Below are 18,518 nucleotides of genomic sequence, written 5' to 3' on the forward strand. Positions count from 1 at the left end.
AATGGCTCGGCTTTCACGCAGCGCAGAGAGTGCAGATTCAAGCTGGCTGCGGTAATTAGACGGGCTATGACTTATCTTGTGTTAATTCGGAAAATTCCTACGCGCATTTCGTGTGCTCTGATTTTTAGGGATAGGGCTGACGGTTAGATTTGCACCGCATGAAAGAGCGGGGCTGGCCCGTTAGTCATATTGGGAAATCTATGAATAAGTCTTATATCAGCGTCTGGAACGACGCTTCAGGAACGTGGGTGGCTGCACCCGAGACTGCCAAGGTACATAGCGGTTCGGGCTCCGCGTCGTCTTGCACGATCTCGTCGGGTAGTGACGTGGCGAGCCGTCAGGCAGCCCCGTTGAAAACCGCGTTTATGCCGATTGCCATGGCAATCGGCGTGGCGATGCTGCCGGGTACGGCGGCCGCCCAGGCGGTCACAGGAAACGGTGGCCTCGAACTGTGTCCTGCCGGCGTGGGGGGCATCGGGTCTTCGTGGGGGCCGTTGTCGAGCGCCGTCGGATTGATGAACTGCGCCGCAAATGGCGCGGATACTAGCGGTGAAGGGATGGCGTTCTCGTTGAACAACGCGGCCGCCACCAATGGTGCATGGGGTTTCAACAGTGGTGAAATCACCGCCCGTGTAACCGGCTATCAGGACGGCCACCTCGAGCTCGCGGCCGCGACCGGCATCTACATGATCAACGATGTCAACATGAGCGGCAACAAGATTAGCGCGCTGGCGCCCGGCGACGTATCGTCGGCGAGCACGGACGCGGTGAACGGCGCTCAGGTCTATCAGTACACGCGTTACTTCAAGGCGAACTCGCCGTCGAACGACGCGTCTACGGACGCGCGGGCAGTCGGAACCAGCTCGGTTGCTTCCGGGCCGTCGTCGCTCGCGATCGGCAAAAATTCCAGTGCGTATGGTGCGAACACTTCTGCCATCGGCACCAATTCAGTTGCGCTGGGCGCTGGCTCGGTCGCCAGCCGCAATGACGCTGTGTCGGTGGGATACCTGTCCGCGGATGGCAATTCGCAGTACACGAGACAGCTCGTCAACGTGACCGCAGGTGCAGCCGGAACGGACGCGGTCAACGTCAACCAGTTGAATGCCGCGATCGCGAGCGTCAGCGGCGGTGGCGGCAGTCCCACGCCCAATGCCGTGACGTACGACACTTCTGCGTCGACCCTGATCACGCTCAAGGGAGCAAGCGGCACCAGAATCACGAACCTGACGGCTGGCGATATCTCGTCCGTCTGGAGCACGGACGCAGTGAATGGTTCGCAGTTGTACCAGACGAACCAGAACGTGACGAACGTCGTCAATAACGTTGCGAACATTTCAGGCAATCTTGCCAATGTGACGAACGTCGTCAACAACATCGTCAACAACGGTATTGCGGGTTCACCGCTCGTAGTGACCTACGACACGTCGGCTCGCGACAAAGTCACGTTCGGCGGCACGGACCACACGGCGACGGTCAAGCTCACCAACGTGGCGCCAGGCGATATCTCGTCGACCTCGAGCACAGACGCGGTGAACGGCGCGCAGTTGTATGCGACGAACCAGAACGTTAGCGCGTTGGCAAGCAATGTCGGTGACATTGTGGTGAATCTGTATAACCGTGGCGCCAAGTACTTCCATACGAATTCGTCGCTTCCCGACTCGTCGGCGGTCGGTACGGATGCGGTGGCGATCGGTGGCTCAGCGATCGCGACGGCAGACAATTCGGTGGCGCTGGGTGCCAACTCGTTGGCCGACCGTGCGAACACAGTGTCCGTGGGCGCATCCGGTTCTGAACGGCAGATCATCAACGTGGCGGCGGGCACGCAAAACACCGACGCGGTGAACGTGGCGCAGATGAACACGGCAATCGCCAATGCGTCGATGGGCGGTTCGCCCGACGCGGTTGTTTATGATTCGTCTTCGCACAAGATCCTTACGCTGGGTGGCGCCGCGGCTTCGGCCCCGGTTGTGTTGACGAATGTGGCGGCCGGCCAGATCGTGTCGGGCAGCTCCGACGCAGTGAACGGCGGTCAGTTGTATAACGTGTCCAACAGCGTGGCTGCTGCACTGGGCGCCGGCTCGACGGTCAACAAGGACGGCACGGTCTCGTCGCCGGGCTTCACGATCAGCGGCTCGACATACGGCAATGTGGGCGACGCGCTGAACGCGCTCAACACGGCTGCCGGCGATCTGGTCGGCGCGGCGAAATACGTCAAGGTGGTTTCATCGGCGGCTTCTGCGTCGGCAAGCGGTAGCGAATCCGTTGCTATCGGCGGCAATGCAATGGCGACTGGCACCAACTCGCTGGCGATCGGCGCAGGCGCGACCGCGAAGTACAGCAATTCGACGGCGATCGGCGTGAACGCCATCACGGATGCAGACAACACGGTGTCCGTTGGCGCTCGCGGCGCGGAAATGCGCATCACGCACGTAGCAAACGGTATCAACGACACCGACGCAGCCACGGTGGCCCAGCTCGATGCGCTCCAATCCAAACTTCTGCAGACCACGCAGCAAAGCGGCGGCGTGAAGTCGTTGCTGCTCGGCGCTGCGGTGCCGGTGACGAACTACATCGCAGTCAGCTCGAATGTGACTGGAGGCGGTAACACATCCGCTTCGTCCGACCTGAACGCCATGGCGATTGGTCCGGTAGCGGCCGCGACGGGCGTTGGCGCGCTGGCTGTAGGGTCGGGCTCTATCGCCGGTAGCGACGCTTCCACGGCGGTTGGCACGGGCGCGGGCGTGGCGTCGGTCAACTCGACTGCAATCGGCTATAGCGCAACAATCGGTGCCAATTCGGCGAACTCGCTGGCGATCGGTTACAACTCGCGCGCTCAGGCAACCAACTCGATGGCGCTAGGCTCCTTTGCTAGCGGCACGAGTGCCGGCTCGGTTGCGGTTGGTTACAACTCCTTCGTCAACCCGTCTGCTACAAATGGCATGGCACTGGGCTTGAATGCATCGGTCAGCGCCGTGAATGGCGTCGCGATCGGCTACAACTCGATTGCCGATCGTGCCAACGCCGTGTCGGTGGGTAGCTCGAGCAAGCAGAGCCAGATTACCTACGTGGCGGCCGGTACGAACGGCACCGACGCAGTGAACGTGAACCAGTTGTCGAGCGTGACTTCGATCATCGGCGGCGGCGCGGCTGTGAACCCGGACGGCACGATCAAGAAGCCGAGTTTCGCGATTGGCGGTCAGACCTACACCGACGTCGGTTCGGCGATCACCGCGGCAGTTTCGGGTGGTACGGCCAATGGCGTGCAATACGACACGTCGGCTCGAACCAAGGTGACGCTGGGTGGCACGAGTGCGACGAGCGCGGTAACGCTGTCGAACGTGGCTAACGGCGTGGCGAACAGTGATGCTGTCAACGTGGCGCAGCTCCAGGCCATGGGCGCGACGATCGGCACCAGCGGCGTGGTGACGAACAGCTTCGTGGCGTACGACGACACGACGCTCGGCAAGATTTCGCTGAAGGGCACGGGTGGCACGACGATCACGAACGTGAAGGCAGGGGCGTTGTCGTCGGCCAGCCTGGACGCGGTGAACGGCGCTCAGCTGTACCAGACGAACGCGAACGTGGCGAACGTGGCCGGCAATGTGGCAAACGTCGCGGGCAACGTGGCAAACGTGACCAACGTGGTGAACAACATCACGAACGGTGGCGGTATCAAGTACTTCCACGCCAGTTCGACGCTGGCCGACTCGTCGGCAACCGGTACGAACTCGGTGGCGATCGGCGGCGCGGCGAGCGCAACGGCGACCAACTCGGTGGCGCTGGGTGCGAACTCGGTGGCTGGCCGTGCGAACGCGGTATCGGTGGGTGCGGCCGGCTCGGAGCGCCAGATCATCAACGTGGCGAACGGTACCAACGGCACCGATGCGGTGAACCTGCAGCAGTTGCAGGCAATGGGTGCGAACATCAACAGCAGCGGCGTGGTGACGAACAGCTTCGTGGCGTATGACGACACGAGCAAGGGCAAGGTCACCCTTGGCGGCTCGGGTTCCACGAAGGCTGTGACGCTGACGAACGTGGCGAACGGCGTGGCGAACAGCGATGCGGTGAACATGGCCCAGCTTACGGCTATGGGCGGCACGATCGACAGCAGCGGCAACGTGACGAACGCATTCGTGGCGTACGACGACACGACGCTCGGCAAGATTTCGCTGAAGGGCACGGGTGGCACGACGATCACGAACGTGAAGGCAGGAGCGTTGTCGTCGGCCAGCCTGGACGCGGTGAACGGCAGCCAGCTGTACCAGACGAACGCGAACGTGGCGAACGTGGCCGGCAACTTGACGAACTTGACCAATGTGGTGAACAACATCGCCAGCGGTGGCGGCATCAAGTATTTCAACGCGAAATCGACGCTGGCCGATTCGTCGGCAACCGGTACGAACTCGGTGGCGATCGGCGGCGCGGCGAGCGCAACGGCGACCAACTCGGTGGCGCTGGGTGCGAACTCGGTGGCTGGCCGTGCGAATGCGGTGTCGGTGGGTGCGGCCGGTTCGGAGCGCCAGATCATCAACGTGGCGAACGGTACCAACGGCACCGATGCGGTGAACCTGCAGCAGTTGCAGGCAATGGGCGCGAACATCGACAGCAGCGGCGTGGTGACGAACAGCTTCGTGGCGTATGACGACACGAGCAAGGGCAAGGTCACCCTTGGCGGCTCGGGTTCCACGAAGGCTGTGACGCTGACGAACGTGGCGAACGGCGTGGCGAACAGCGATGCGGTGAACATGGCCCAGCTTACGGCTATGGGCGGCACGATCGACAGCAGCGGCAACGTGACGAACGCATTCGTGGCGTACGACGACACGACGCTCGGCAAGATCTCGCTGAAGGGCACGGGTGGCACGACGATCACGAACGTGAAGGCAGGGGCGTTGTCGTCGGCCAGCCTGGACGCGGTGAACGGCGCTCAGCTGTACCAGACGAACGCGAACGTGGCGAACGTGGCCGGCAATGTGGCAAACGTCGCGGGCAACGTGGCAAACGTGACCAACGTGGTGAACAACATCACGAACGGTGGCGGTATCAAGTACTTCCACGCCAGTTCGACGCTGGCCGACTCGTCGGCAACCGGTACGAACTCGGTGGCGATCGGCGGCGCGGCGAGCGCAACGGCGACCAACTCGGTGGCGCTGGGTGCGAACTCGGTGGCTGGCCGTGCGAACGCGGTATCGGTGGGTGCGGCCGGCTCGGAGCGCCAGATCGTCAACGTGGCGAACGGTACCAACGGCACCGATGCGGTGAACCTGCAGCAGTTGCAGGCAATGGGCGCGAACATCAACAGCAGCGGCGTGGTGACGAACAGCTTCGTGGCGTATGACGACACGAGCAAGGGCAAGGTCACCCTTGGCGGCTCGGGTTCCACGAAGGCTGTGACGCTGACGAACGTGGCCGCCGGCGTGGCGACTGCGGATGCAGTGAACGTAGGCCAGCTCAAGCAGATGGGCGTGACCGTCGACACCAGCGGCAACGTGACGAACGCATTCGTGGCGTACGACGACACGACGCTCGGCAAGATCTCGCTGAAGGGCACGGGTGGCACGACGATCACGAACGTGAAGGCAGGAACGTTGTCGTCGGCCAGCCTGGACGCGGTGAACGGCGCTCAGCTGTACCAGACGAACGCGAACGTGGCGAATGTGGCCGGCAACTTGACGAACTTGACCAACGTGGTGAACAACATCGCCAGCGGTGGCGGCATCAAGTATTTCAACGCGAAATCGACGCTGGCCGATTCGTCGGCAACCGGTACGAACTCGGTGGCGATCGGCGGTGCAGCGAATGCGTCTGCGACCAACTCGGTGGCGCTGGGTGCGAACTCGGTGGCTGGCCGTGCGAACGCGGTATCGGTGGGTGCGGCCGGTTCGGAGCGCCAGATCATCAACGTGGCGAACGGTACCAACGGCACCGATGCGGTGAACCTGCAGCAGTTGCAGGCAATGGGCGCGAACATCGACAGCAGCGGCGTGGTGACGAACAGCTTCGTGGCGTATGACGACACGAGCAAGGGCAAGGTGACGTTTGGCGGTTCGGGTTCGACGAACGCCGTAACGCTGACGAACCTCGCTGCCGGCGCGGTTACTTCGACGAGCAGCGATGCCATCAATGGCTCGCAGCTGTACCAGACGGCCGCCAGCGTGGCTGGCGCACTGGGCGGCGGCGCGGCGCTCGCCAAGGACGGCACGATCTCGGCGCCGGCCTATGAGATCACCGGCTCGACGTACAACAACGTTGGCGATGCACTGGCTGCCGTAGATAACCAGCTCGGCGATATCAACACGAACTTCTCGACTAACCTGAAGTACGTGAAGATCATTTCGCAGAGCGGTGCAGCGCAGGCAAGCGGTAGCGAGTCCATTGCAATCGGCGGCAATGCAATGGCGACTGGCGTCAATTCGGTCGCGATCGGTGCAGGCGCGACTTCGAAATACGACAATTCGACGGCGATTGGCGTGAACGCTTCTACGGACGCGCCGAACACGGTGTCGGTCGGTGCCCGCGGTGCGGAAATGCGTATCACGCACGTAGCAAATGGTATCAACGATACCGACGCGGCCACGGTGGCCCAGCTTGACGCGCTTCAATCCAAGCTTCTGCAGACCACGCAGCAGAGCGGTGTGAAGTCGCTGCTGTTGGGTGCGGTGCCGGTGACGAACTACATTGCCGTTAGCCAGACTATCACCCCAGGTCTGACCACGTCCGCTTCGAACGACCTGAACGCGATGGCGATCGGTCCGGGCGCGGCGGCGACTGGTGTCGGCGCGCTGGCTGTAGGCGCTGGTTCCATCGCCGGCAGCGATGCTTCCACGGCGGTGGGTACGGGCGCCGGCGTGGCGTCGGTGAATTCGACGGCAATCGGTTATAGCGCGTCGGTCGGTGCGAATTCGGCCAACTCGCTGGCGATCGGCTACAACTCGCGAGCCCAGGCACTCAACTCGCTGGCGATCGGCACGGAAGCGAGCGCCACCAGCGCAGGCTCCATCGCAATCGGCTACGGTGCGTTCCTCAATCCGTCTGCCACGAACAGCATGGCGCTGGGTTTGAACTCGTCGGTGAGCGCAGCGAATGCCGTCGCAATCGGCTACAACGCGGTTGCTGACCGTGCGAACGCTGTCTCGGTGGGTAGCAGCAAGCAGCAGAGCCAGATCATCAACGTCGCGGCCGGTACGGCGAATACCGACGCAGTGAACCTGGGTCAGATGAATGCTGCGATCAACTCGATTGCCGGCGGCGGCTCGCCTAACGCTGTCGTCTATGACACGTCGGCGCACACGTCGGTGACGCTGGGTGGCACAGGCGCGCCGGTGGTGAAGGTGTCGAACGTGGCCAACGGCGTGGCGAACAACGACGCGGTGAACGTGGCGCAGCTGCAGGCAATGGGCGGCACCATCAACAGCAGCGGCGTGGTGACGAACAGCTTCGTGGCGTACGACGACACGACCAAGGGGTCGATCACGCTGAAGGGCGCGAGCGGCACGACGATCACGAACGTGAAGGCGGGCGGCTTGACGGCCAACAGCACGGACGCGGTCAACGGTGGCCAGTTGTACCAGACCAATGCAAACGTCGCGAACCTGGCTGCCAACGTCGCAAACATCACGGGCAACGTGACCAACACGGTCAACAACATTGTCAACGGCGGCGGCATCAAGTACTTCCACGCCAGTTCGACGCTAGCCGATTCGTCGGCAACCGGCGCGGACTCGGTGGCGATCGGCGGTGCGGCTAACGCGACTGCGGCCAACTCGGTAGCGCTGGGTGCGAACTCGGTGGCTGGCCGTGCGAATGCGGTGTCGGTGGGTGCGGCCGGTTCGGAGCGCCAGATCATCAACGTGGCGAACGGTACCAACGGCACCGATGCGGTGAACCTGCAGCAGTTGCAGGCAATGGGCGCGAACGTCAACAGCAGCGGCGTGGTGACGAACAGCTTCGTGGCGTACGACGATTCGACCAGGGGTAAGGTCACATTGGGTGGTGTCGGGTCTTCCATCCCCGTTGCGTTGACCAACATTGCCGTGGGTCAGATCACGTCGGGCAGCAAGGACGCGATCAACGGTTCGCAGTTGTATGGCGCGATGACCAGCACGGCAGCCGCCTTGGGTGGTGGCTCGACGATGAGTTCCAACGGTCAGATTTCGAAGCCTACGTACACCGTTGCTGGCAATTCGTACAGCGGCGTCGACTCCGCGATTGGCGCTCTCAATGCGGCGATCGCCACGGGCGGCAATCCGGACGGCGTGATTTACGACACGACGGCGCACGACAAGCTGACCTTGGGCGGTGTGGGTTCCACCACGCCGGTGACGATCGCAAACGTTGCTGCCGCGACGAGCGACGATCAGGCAGTGAACCTTGCGCAATTGAAGGCCGCTGGTTTGAACGTCGATACGTCGGGCAACGTGACCAACTCGTTCGTCGCCTACGACAACACGACCCGGGGAACGGTAACGTTCAACGCGGGCGGCTCGCCGACCCAGTTGAAGAACGTGGCAATCGGCACGGATCTGACCGACGCGGTCAACTTCGGCCAGATGCAATCGTATGTCGCGCAGAACGGCGGCGGAAGCGGCAACGCGAACGGTGTTTCGTACGACGACTCATCGAAGGGCAAGGTGACACTGGGTGGCGTGGGTGCCGCGACGCCGGTGACGTTGACGAACGTGGCGGCCGGTTCGGCCGCGACAGACGCGGTCAACTACTCGCAGTTCTCGAGCCTCGAAAGTCAGGTGAAGAACATTGCGGGCGGCGGCTCGGGCAGCTCGACCTACGTCAACATCAACACCCCGGCTTCGGGCGGTACGGCAGCAGTCGCCTCCGGTTCGGACTCGATCGCGATCGGTAACGGTGCTTCGGCAACGGGTAGCGAATCGGTTGCAATCGGCAAGAACACGGCGACGACGGGTAACAACTCGGTCGCGATGGGCACCGGCGCTTCGGCTCCGAATGCCAACGCGGTTGCGCTGGGTGCGAACTCGACGACGGATCGCGACAACTCGGTGTCGGTGGGTTCCGCCGGTGCGGAGCGTCAGATTACCAACGTCGCAGCCGGTACGCAGGGCACCGACGCGGTCAACCTGAATCAGTTGAACAGTGCCATGGGCAATATGAACAACTCGATCAACAACGTTGACCGTAACGCAGCCAAGGGTATCGCTTCGGCATCGGCGCTGAATATCGTTACGCCGTATCTGCCGGGTCGTACCACGTTGAACGCGGGTGTTGCCAACTATCGCGGCTACCAGTCTGTTGGTCTGGGCGTGTCCCGCTGGAATGAGAAGGGCACGATCAACTACAACTTGGGCGTGTCCACCTCGGGCGGCAATAGCACCATCGTTCGCGCTGGTATCGGTATCGTCCTCGGCAACTAAGCAACGGCCGCAAGGCTTTGATTAGAAGCTCGAAACGTTAGCCGCCTGGGTCGCACGGGAAGTTTCCGTGCGACCCTCTTTCCATGAGAAACAGACATGAAGTATTCGTTAATTGCCATCGCGCTTGCCGCGATGCTCGCAGGATGTTCGTCGTCCCCGACGCGCGACCGGCTGCAGATTCAGGATCCCACGGTTTTGCAAAACGGGTTCAGCGCGACGCAGAGTCAGGCCGCTGGGGCCGTGACGCCACAGTGGATCGCAACGTACGGCGGCGTCAAGAACGGTGCGATGTTGAGCGCCGTGCAGACCCGTCTGAATGCACTGGGTGAGCGCAAGAACAACTATTTCGGCGACAAGGCGCAATGTTGGCTCAACGCCGCCGCGGATGAACGCTCCAGTCACGACGGCTGGGGTTTTGTCGAAGAAGCATTGACCCAGGCCAATAGCCTGACCACCGCGCTGGAAAGTGGCCAGGGTCTTTCCGCGGACAATCCGGAATTGCGGACCGCTTCAGTACTCCGGCCAGATTTGTGGAAGCAGGTTCTGGCGGTGAAGACGTCGCCGCTTTTCCCGCAATGCCAGGAAGCGCAACGTCTGACAGCATGTTCTGAAGTCGAGTTGATTCACGCCGGTCATGAGGCGTGGACGCGTGACTTCGATGAGAGCAAGCGTTTGGTCGATGGCGTCGAAAAGGGAATGCCTGGCGTCGCGGCCGCCCTCGAAGCCTGCACGCCGCCACCGGTCGCCGCGCCAGCTGCGCCGATTCCGCAGAAAATGACGCTGCAGGCCGACGCGACCTTCAGGTTCGATCGGGGCGACCTCGCCGGCATGCTGCCAGCCGGTAAAGCCAAGCTCGATGAATTGGTCCGCAACCTCAAGCAGGTTGATGACGTGACGAGCATCCGCATTGATGGTTACACGGACCGCCTCGGTAGCGACAGCTATAACCGTCAACTGTCGGCCAAGCGTGCTGAGACTGTAAAGCGTTACTTGCAGAGCGGCGGTGTTAGTGCACCCATCTCGGCACGCGGTCGCGGCAAGGAGGATCCGGTGGTGCAGTGTAACGACCGCAACCACGAGGCGCTGATCGCCTGTTTGGGACCGAACCGTCGCGTCGAACTGGACTTTTTGCGTGCAAGTGCCCGGACCTCGTCGCTGCCGCAATCCCAGCGGAAGCAAGATCAACCCGATCTGCAAGGTTGGCAGGAGCATTGAGGATAAAGAATGGCCCGGCTGTCATGGCCCGGTCGTTCTTGTGGGCGGTAGTGTTCGCAAGGGTTAATCTCGGGCGCGAACGGTGTTCGCGCTCTCTTTGACCCCGCGTTATCGCATCTCCGTTGCCGCGAGCGAAATTTGGCTTGGCAAACGTCGACGTGGCTTGCGGTGGCGGCCCGTGCACAGTGAATTCCAGTGATCCGCGAAAGAAAAATCCTCCGGACATTGCGGAAGGATCGTTGTGTTATCTCGAAGAAATGTTTCAGCAATATTGATAGTATTTGACTTAATTTTTGTTGGGCTGTGTCGATTCGATTTCGCGCCCGTTATTTAGTGTCAGAAAATGGAGCGGCTAATGAAAAGAATCGTGATTATTGACGATCACCCGATAATTAGAAGGACCATAGCCAGCGTGTTGCATGCTGACCCGGAGCTTGAGCTGGTCGGGACGTGTGGCGACGGCGAAGAGGGTCTGGTAATGGTGCTCGCGGAAAGTCCGGATCTGGTTATTATCGACCTCGACTTGCCGCGACTCGACGGACTATCGTTGATCCGCCGAATTCGAGAGAAAAATACTGAGATAAGTATTCTTGTTCTTTCTGCCAAGCCGGAACATATTATGGCCGGTTATACGCGCAGCGCGGGAGCAAATGGTTACGTCGGCAAAGGGCGGGAAATCAGTGAGCTGGTCACTGCGCTGAAAACAGTTCTGTTTGGCTACGACTGCTTCCCGGCTGACAGCGCCGACGCTGTGGCCGCGGCGAGCGGGTTGAGCGCCTTGTCCGCGCGAGAGGTGGAGGTGTTGCAACATCTGGCGCGCGGTGTGAGCAATCGGGATATTGCGGGCCGCCTGTCCCTGAGCGACAAAACCGTCAGCACGTATAAGAGCCGTATTCAGGAAAAACTCGGTCTTTCGTCGTTGGCAGGGCTGATTGAGTTCGCGGCTACGCACCGTTTGATCGACTAGGTTCTGCGGGCTATGAACACTGCCGGCCTGTCTCGTTCTTCTTCGCGTACATGGGGCCAAACGCTTGGCGATCTGCTGGACGCCTCGCCGCTGGAGGCTCGCGCTTTCGTCCTTGACGAGAGCGTGACGAACTTGCGTGAAGTCATCCACGGTGTTGCCGCACTGCTCACTCCGTTTGCGCGTTGTCGCGAGTTGCGCTTGCGCGCGCGCATCGATCAATCGGTGGCTGAAACGATTCTCGCCGACGGTGCCCGGTTAGGCCAGCTGGTTTTCCATTTGCTCAACCGAACGATCCAACTCTCCGCGCAGGGAGAGATTTCGCTTATCGTGCGGGCGCAGCCTTTGAATTCGGGTTCCCAGCGAATTTTTATCAGCGTAGTCGATGCGGTGGTAAAGTGCGCGCCCGACGCGTTGCCGCCACTTTTCGACCCAGCCATAGAGGATCCGTACGTGGCGAAATGGCTCGCCGACGCTGACGCCTGTTTGCCGCTCTGCCGAATACTGGCGCAGCGTATGCGCGGCGAGCTCTCCGTCACGAGCGGAACCGAGAAAGGCCCTCGAGCAATTTTCAACGCGCCGTTCGGCGTCGAACGATGGGCGCCCTCCGCGAAAACGGCTCGCGGCAGCGTACAGATGCCCTTTTTTTCCAGTGCAACGCAGTCAGGCGAAGTTTCCGCGAGTGCCTCCTTTGAGCCTTTTGACAGTCATTATCTGGACGCATTGTCTGAAGAGGGGGTCGATCTTCAAGCGTTTCTCAGCAATTGGCGCGACGCAATGAATGAGGATCTCGGGCGACTCAGTGGGTTGCTCCGTGAAGGTCAACACGATCATCTGCATGGTGTGCTGCACAGGTTGAGCGGAGCCGTGGGTCTTGTCGGTGCGAGCGGCTTGATGGAGGCGTTGCGGCGAGCGAGTAAATCTCCACACAAACGCGGCGCAACTTCAGTCGACACACTATTGGCGAGAGCGAAAATCCTCGTCGTGCAACTTGAAGCAGCAGCTCGCGCATACCGGAGCCCTTCGCGATGAACCGACCACTGGCCTTGATCGAAGGCGACCTGGCGCTTCCGAGCGCGCGGCCGTTCGATGCGTTGCCGCCGCCCTTCGGCTCCCGGCGCGGGCCCGCGCAGGCCGCGGCACCACGCGAACCGCGGCCCAAATCACGCACCGACGCGCAACGGGCAATTCAGAATGCCGTACAACCCCAGGCGTCGGCGATACGCCGTGGGACGTTCCCACCGGGCGTGAAGTTTCTTTTGTTCTATAAGTTGCCGCAACAACGCGACCATTCGCGTCGCTTTGACGAGCAGTTGGCCGAAGCCAGGCATTATCTGGAGATAGGAGGGGTACGTCCGCGCTCGACCCGTTCGGATCATGTCCTGGGAGCGGCGATCTTCGCGGGCTGCGGCATTGCGCTGGCCTGGTTGCTGACCACCTGTGCGACGCACGGCGCCGACAAGGCGGCCACGGCTGTGATAGGGCGGGTGGCGGTTCGTCCGCCGGTTGAATTTACCGGCACGGTTACGCAAAGCGGATCTTCGGCGGCTAATTCGACACCGAAGCCGGCGGCTTCCAAAGCGTCTGCGCCGGCCAATGCGACGCCGGGGGCGGCGTTTGGCAACGTCCCTACGTCAGAGTCACAACGTGTCGAACACCTCGTGAAACAGTGGGCCACGCGAGTGTCCGCGGATCAGGCAGCGCCGAGCCGGCCCGCAAAGGCCAATCGCCAGGTTTCCATCGCGCGTTTGAGCAAACTCCACGTCGACGGGCGTCTCGCATTGAGCCGCATCACCAACGCAGCCACACGGCCTTCCCCGTCGAAGTCGGGCGAATGGACCGCACGCTCCTCGTCCGTGAACGAAACAGCCGAGCGCGCAACACTATTCGACTGGGCCGCGCAGCAGCGGCGCGCTGCAATCACGACGCACGCCGGCGTGCCCACGCCGGGTGACACCGACTGGAACGCCCGCATGACCCAGCGCAGGGTCACTGACAACCCTGACGCCTTCAACACGAGCCGCAGCATGCAGTAGCAGCCCAAAAAAAAGCCCGACCAGTGGTCGGGCTTCAAAGTCGGCTGCGCCCTCCACAGGACGCAGCCCCTGCAAAACAGCCGTGCTGTTTGCGTTATCGCCAGCTTCAGGCAGCCAGCAGCGAACGCAGCACGAACGGCAGAATCCCGCCGTGCTTGTAGTAGTCGACTTCGATCGGCGTGTCGATACGCAGCAGCACCTGAACGCGCTTTTCCTTGCCGTCCTTGCCGCGAATCACTAGCGTCACTTCCTGTTGCGGCTTGAAGTCTGCGCCGAGGCCTTCGATGTCGTACGTTTCTTCGCCGGTGATACCGAGCGATTGCACGCTATCCGAGCCCTTGAACTGTAGCGGCAGAACGCCCATGCCGACCAGGTTCGAGCGGTGGATCCGCTCGAAGCTGCGTGCGACCACGGCCTTCACGCCCAGCAACTGCGTACCCTTCGCTGCCCAGTCGCGCGACGAGCCCGTGCCGTACTCTTCGCCCGCAAACACGATGGTCGGCGTGCCGGCGTCGATGTACTTCATGGCTGCGTCATAGATCGACAGTTGTTCGCCGCTCGGCTGATGAATCGTCAGGCCGCCTTCCACGCGCGAGCCGTCTGCCTTCGTCGGGATCATCAGGTTCTTGATCCGAACGTTCGCGAACGTGCCGCGCATCATCACGTCGTGGTTGCCGCGGCGCGAGCCGTAGCTGTTGAAGTCGGCCTTCTGCACGCCGTTTTCCTTCAGCCACTTGCCTGCCGGCGAGTCTTCCTTGATCGAGCCAGCCGGGCTGATGTGGTCGGTCGTGACCGAGTCACCGAAGATGCCCAGTGCGCGTGCGTTCGTCACGGCAGCGATGCTGTCGGCCGGCGTCATCGAGAAGTCCTTGCCGAAGAACGGCGGCTCAGCGATGTAGGTCGACTTCGGCCAGTCGTAGACTTGACCTTCTTCGCCTTCGATCTTGCTCCACAGGTCGCCCTTCTTGGTCAGCGACGAGTAGTTCTTGCGGAACGCTTCCGGATCCAGCGCGAACTTGAGCAGGTCGTTGACTTCTTCGCTGGTCGGCCAGATGTCGCCCAGGTAGATGTCCTTACCGCCCTTGCCCTTACCGACCGGTTCGGTCATCAGGTCGCGCGTGATGTTGCCGGCGATCGCGTAAGCGACGACCAGCGGCGGCGAGGCCAGGAAGTTGGCGCGAATGTTCGGGTGAATACGCGCTTCGAAGTTACGGTTGCCCGACAGAACCGCTGCCGCGACGATATCGTTCTTCGTGATCGCTTCGTTCAGTTCTGGCGTCAGATCGCCCGCGTTACCGATACAGGTCGTGCAACCGTAAGCGGCCAGCGTGAAACCGAGCTTGTCGAGGTACTTCATCAAGTCGGTCTTCGTCAGGTATTCTGTGACGATGCGCGATCCCGGCGCGAGCGACGTCTTGATGTGCGGAGCGACCGTCAGGCCGGCTTCCACGGCCTTCTTCGCCAGCAGGCCTGCGGCCAGCAGCACGCTCGGGTTCGACGTGTTCGTGCACGAGGTGATCGCGGCGATCAGCACGTCGCCGTTCTTCACGTCGACGCCGTTGCTCGTCGTGTATTGCGCTTCGAGATCTTCCGCCTTCTTGGCAAAGCCGTTTTCCGCAACCGGCTTCGAGAACAGGTCGCTGAACGTTGCCTTCACATTGCCGATTTCGATACGGTCCTGCGGGCGCTTCGGGCCTGCCAGCGACGGTGCCACCGAGCCGAGATCCAGCGTGACGACCTTGGTGTAGTCGATATCGCCTTCCTTCGGAATGCCGAACAGGTTCTGTGCCTTGAAGTAGTTCTGGAACGCCGCGATTTCTGCGTCCGTGCGGCCCGTGCCCTTGAAGTAGTCGATCGTCTTTTCGTCGACCGGGAAGAAGCCCATGGTCGCGCCGTATTCCGGCGCCATGTTGCCGATCGTAGCGCGGTCCGGCAGCGACAGCGAGCGCGTGCCTTCGCCGAAGAACTCGACGAACTTGCCGACAACCTTTTCCTTACGCAGCAGTTCGGTGATGGTCAGCACCAGGTCGGTTGCCGTCACGCCTTCGCGCAGCTTGCCCTTCAGGTTCACGCCGACCACGTCCGGCGTCAGGAAGTACACCGGCTGGCCGAGCATGCCGGCTTCCGCCTCGATACCGCCCACGCCCCAGCCCACCACGCCGATGCCGTTGATCATGGTGGTGTGGCTGTCGGTGCCGACCAGCGAATCCGGGTAGTACACCGTGTCCGCGCCTTCAGCCTTCTTGTGCACGCCGCGTGCGAGGTATTCCAGGTTCACCTGGTGAACGATACCGACGCCCGGCGGCACGACCTTGAACGTGTCGAATGCCTGCATGCCCCACTTCATGAACTGGTAGCGCTCGTTGTTGCGCTGGAATTCCAGTTTCATGTTCAGGTCGAGCGCATTCTTTTCGCGGAAGTGGTCGATCTGCACCGAGTGATCGACCACCAGATCGACCGGGACCAGCGGTTCGATCGACTTCGGATCCTTGCCCATGTGTTTCGCGACACCGCGCATGGCAGCGATGTCGGCGAGCAGCGGCACGCCGGTAAAGTCTTGCAGCACGACGCGCGACACGACGAACGGGATTTCATCGACGCGCGAAGCAGTTGGCTTCCAGTTGGCGAGTTGCTCGATGTGTTCTTCGGCGATTTTCTTGCCGTCGTAGTTACGCAGCACCGATTCCAGCACGATTCGGATCGAAACCGGCAGGCGGTCGATCTTGATGTCCAGTGCCTTGCCGAGTTGCGGCAGGGAGTAGAACTTGCCTTTGCCGGAACCGCTGTCGAATTCCTTGAGCGTTTTGTGGAGGTTGTGGGCCATGGTGTTTTCCTTGGTTTGATCGCGGAACTACGGTACTTGACTTGACTAGATGACGTACAGATCGACGTATTCATTGACCGGCATGGCTTCGAGCCTTGCCTGGTCCAGCGACACGTCGAGAATCGCCAGCTGTTGCTTGACCGGAAAGCGGCGCGCGAGGTTGGTCTTGAACTTCTCGACCAGCAACGGAATCCCGTCTTCGCGACGACGTTTATGACCGATCGGGTATTCGACTACGACTTCGTCGAATGTCGAACCGTCGTTGAATTCGATCGTCAGTGCATTGGCGATCGAACGCTTCTCGGGATCGTGGTAATCCTTCGTGAACTGCGGGTCTTCGACACATTCCATCTTTGCGCGCAGCACGTCGATGCGCGCGTCCTGTGCGGTCGAATCTTCATAATCGGCGGCCGTCAGGCGGCCGTGGATCAGCGGCACGGCGATCATGTACTGAATGCAATGATCGCGGTCGGCTGGATTGTTCAGCGGGCCTTTTTTATCGATGATGCGAATCGCAGCCTCGTGCGTGCGGATCGTGATCTTGCGAATGTCCTCTACACGCTTGCCGGCTGCGTTGAGTTGCGCATGCAGGTTCATTGCGGCTTCCGCCGCCGTTTGCGCGTGGAATTCCGCCGGGAACGAAATCTTGAACAGCACGTTCTCCATCACGTATGAACCATACGGGCGCTGGAACCTGAACGCGTTGCCCTTGAAGAGCACGTCGTAAAAGCCCCATGTTTTCGCGGTCAGCACCGAGGGGTAGCCCATCTCGCCGGTCTTCGCAATCAACGCGAGGCGCACTGCGCGCGATGTCGCGTCGCCCGCAGCCCATGACTTGCGCGAGCCGGTATTCGGCGCGTGGCGGTACGTGCGCAGCGCATGCCCATCGACAAACGCCTGCGAGACCGCATTGATCAGCTCGTCGCGAGTGAGACCGATCAACTGGCCGACCACCGCGGTCGACGCCAGTTTCACCAGCAGCACATGATCGAGCCCGACCTTGTTGAAGGAGTTTTCGAGCGCGATACAGCCTTGAATTTCGTGCGCCTTGATCATGGCGATCAACACGTCTTTCATCGCCAGCGGCTGTTTGCCGGCTGCGATGGCGCCGCGCGAGAGCCAGTCGGCCGTCGCGAGAATTCCGCCGAGATTGTCCGACGGGTGGCCCCATTCGGCGGCCAGCCATGTGTCGTTGAAGTCGAGCCAGCGGATCATGGCGCCGATGTTGAAGGCGGCCTGAACCGGATCCAGCTGGAACGACGTACCGGGCACCTTCGCGCCGTTGGGGACGATCGTGCCCGGCACAATCGGTCCCATCAGCTTGGTGCAGGCCGGGTAGGTGAGCGCCTCGAGTCCGCAGCCGAGCGTATCGATCAGGCAGTGACGCGCGGTTTCCAGCGCGAGCGTGCTGTCGATCGGATACTCCAGCACGTAATCGACGATATCGACCAGGACTTGGTCCGGGTCGGGTCGCACGTTGGTAATCGGAGCGGACATCGGGGTGTTTTCCTGATGAGGATAATTAGTTGCTGGTCTTGTTGATCGCGTTCGATTGCGTCGGAGCCGGCGCGCCTTCGATCATGGCTGCCGTCTTGCACTCGTCGGCCAGACGCGAACTGTCCTTGTCCGAGAACAACATGGCCTTCGTCGGGATCACGACGAGATCCATACCGGTTGCGGCGTCGTGGAAGCGGTCTGCACCCGTGGTGGTCGCTTCGCGCGGCAGATTGTAATTTTTGTTAGCCCAGTGAACCGTGACGATCTGGTCACGCTTCATGTCGCCCTTCAGTTCGAACGCCAGACCTTCGTTGCACGACCACTTTTCCGCGCCTTCCGGCACCGGATCGACCTTCGCTTCCTTGGCCGGGTTCGGTTTGCGCTTGATCAGGCGCTTCGGCTGCGGCTTTTTCGGCACAGCCTTGGTAGCCGGTTTCGTGGTGGTCGCCGGTTGCGCGGCGGCGTCAGTCGCGACCGACAGCATCGTCGTGGACAGGGCGCCAATCACGGCGGCGATCATCAGCTTTTTCATGGAGAAAACCTTTCTATCTAGTTTCAGTTAAACATTCCGCGGGCGACCGGTCCTGGCGACCGCG

General features: G+C 61.5%; 8 protein-coding genes. 5 read left to right on the top strand and 3 right to left on the bottom strand.

The window, feature by feature from the left end:
* Nucleotides 1–200 precede the first annotated feature (200 nt).
* The 5 genes from PDMSB3_RS20935 to PDMSB3_RS20955 all read left to right on the top strand — a co-directional run bounded on the left by PDMSB3_RS20935 (nt 201) and on the right by PDMSB3_RS20955 (nt 13,601).
* Nucleotides 201–9,386 carry a YadA-like family protein gene (locus PDMSB3_RS20935; RefSeq protein WP_165187587.1) on the top strand — a complete coding sequence of 3,062 codons (9,186 nt, stop codon included), beginning with the start codon at nt 201–203 and terminating at the stop codon, nt 9,384–9,386.
* 96 nt (nt 9,387–9,482) lie between these two features.
* The gene (locus PDMSB3_RS20940; protein ID WP_007178763.1) at nt 9,483–10,601 is read left to right on the top strand and encodes an OmpA family protein; all 1,119 of its coding nucleotides are present in this window, start codon (nt 9,483–9,485) and stop codon (nt 10,599–10,601) included.
* A 355-nt stretch (nt 10,602–10,956) separates the two neighbouring features.
* Nucleotides 10,957–11,568 (top strand): response regulator transcription factor, encoded by a 612-nt coding sequence (locus PDMSB3_RS20945; protein ID WP_007178764.1) that lies wholly within the window; start codon nt 10,957–10,959, stop codon nt 11,566–11,568.
* Nucleotides 11,569–11,580: 12 nt separating this feature from the next.
* Complete coding sequence (locus PDMSB3_RS20950; protein ID WP_165187589.1) at nt 11,581–12,597, top strand: sensor histidine kinase; 1,017 nt, start codon at nt 11,581–11,583, stop codon at nt 12,595–12,597.
* A complete protein-coding gene (locus tag PDMSB3_RS20955; RefSeq protein ID WP_165187591.1) occupies nt 12,594–13,601 on the top strand; it encodes a hypothetical protein in 1,008 nt (335 codons plus the stop codon). The genes PDMSB3_RS20950 and PDMSB3_RS20955 overlap by 4 nt, the downstream gene beginning before the upstream one ends.
* Before the next feature lie 106 nt (nt 13,602–13,707).
* On the opposite strand, the gene acnA is transcribed toward PDMSB3_RS20955, so the two are convergent.
* The 3 genes from acnA to PDMSB3_RS20970 are packed head-to-tail and all read right to left on the bottom strand — an operon-like array spanning nt 13,708 to nt 18,454.
* Nucleotides 13,708–16,425, bottom strand: a complete 2,718-nt coding sequence (gene acnA / locus PDMSB3_RS20960) for an aconitate hydratase AcnA (protein ID WP_007178767.1) — start codon at nt 16,423–16,425, stop codon at nt 13,708–13,710.
* 45 nt (nt 16,426–16,470) lie between these two features.
* Nucleotides 16,471–17,922 carry a bifunctional 2-methylcitrate dehydratase/aconitate hydratase gene (locus PDMSB3_RS20965; protein ID WP_007178768.1) on the bottom strand — a complete coding sequence of 484 codons (1,452 nt, stop codon included), beginning with the start codon at nt 17,920–17,922 and terminating at the stop codon, nt 16,471–16,473.
* Nucleotides 17,923–17,947: 25 nt separating this feature from the next.
* Nucleotides 17,948–18,454, bottom strand: a complete 507-nt coding sequence (locus PDMSB3_RS20970; protein ID WP_007178769.1) for a hypothetical protein — start codon at nt 18,452–18,454, stop codon at nt 17,948–17,950.
* Between the last annotated feature and the right edge of the window lie 64 nt (nt 18,455–18,518).

The organism is Paraburkholderia dioscoreae (assembly GCF_902459535.1).
Lineage (GTDB): Bacteria > Pseudomonadota > Gammaproteobacteria > Burkholderiales > Burkholderiaceae > Paraburkholderia > Paraburkholderia dioscoreae.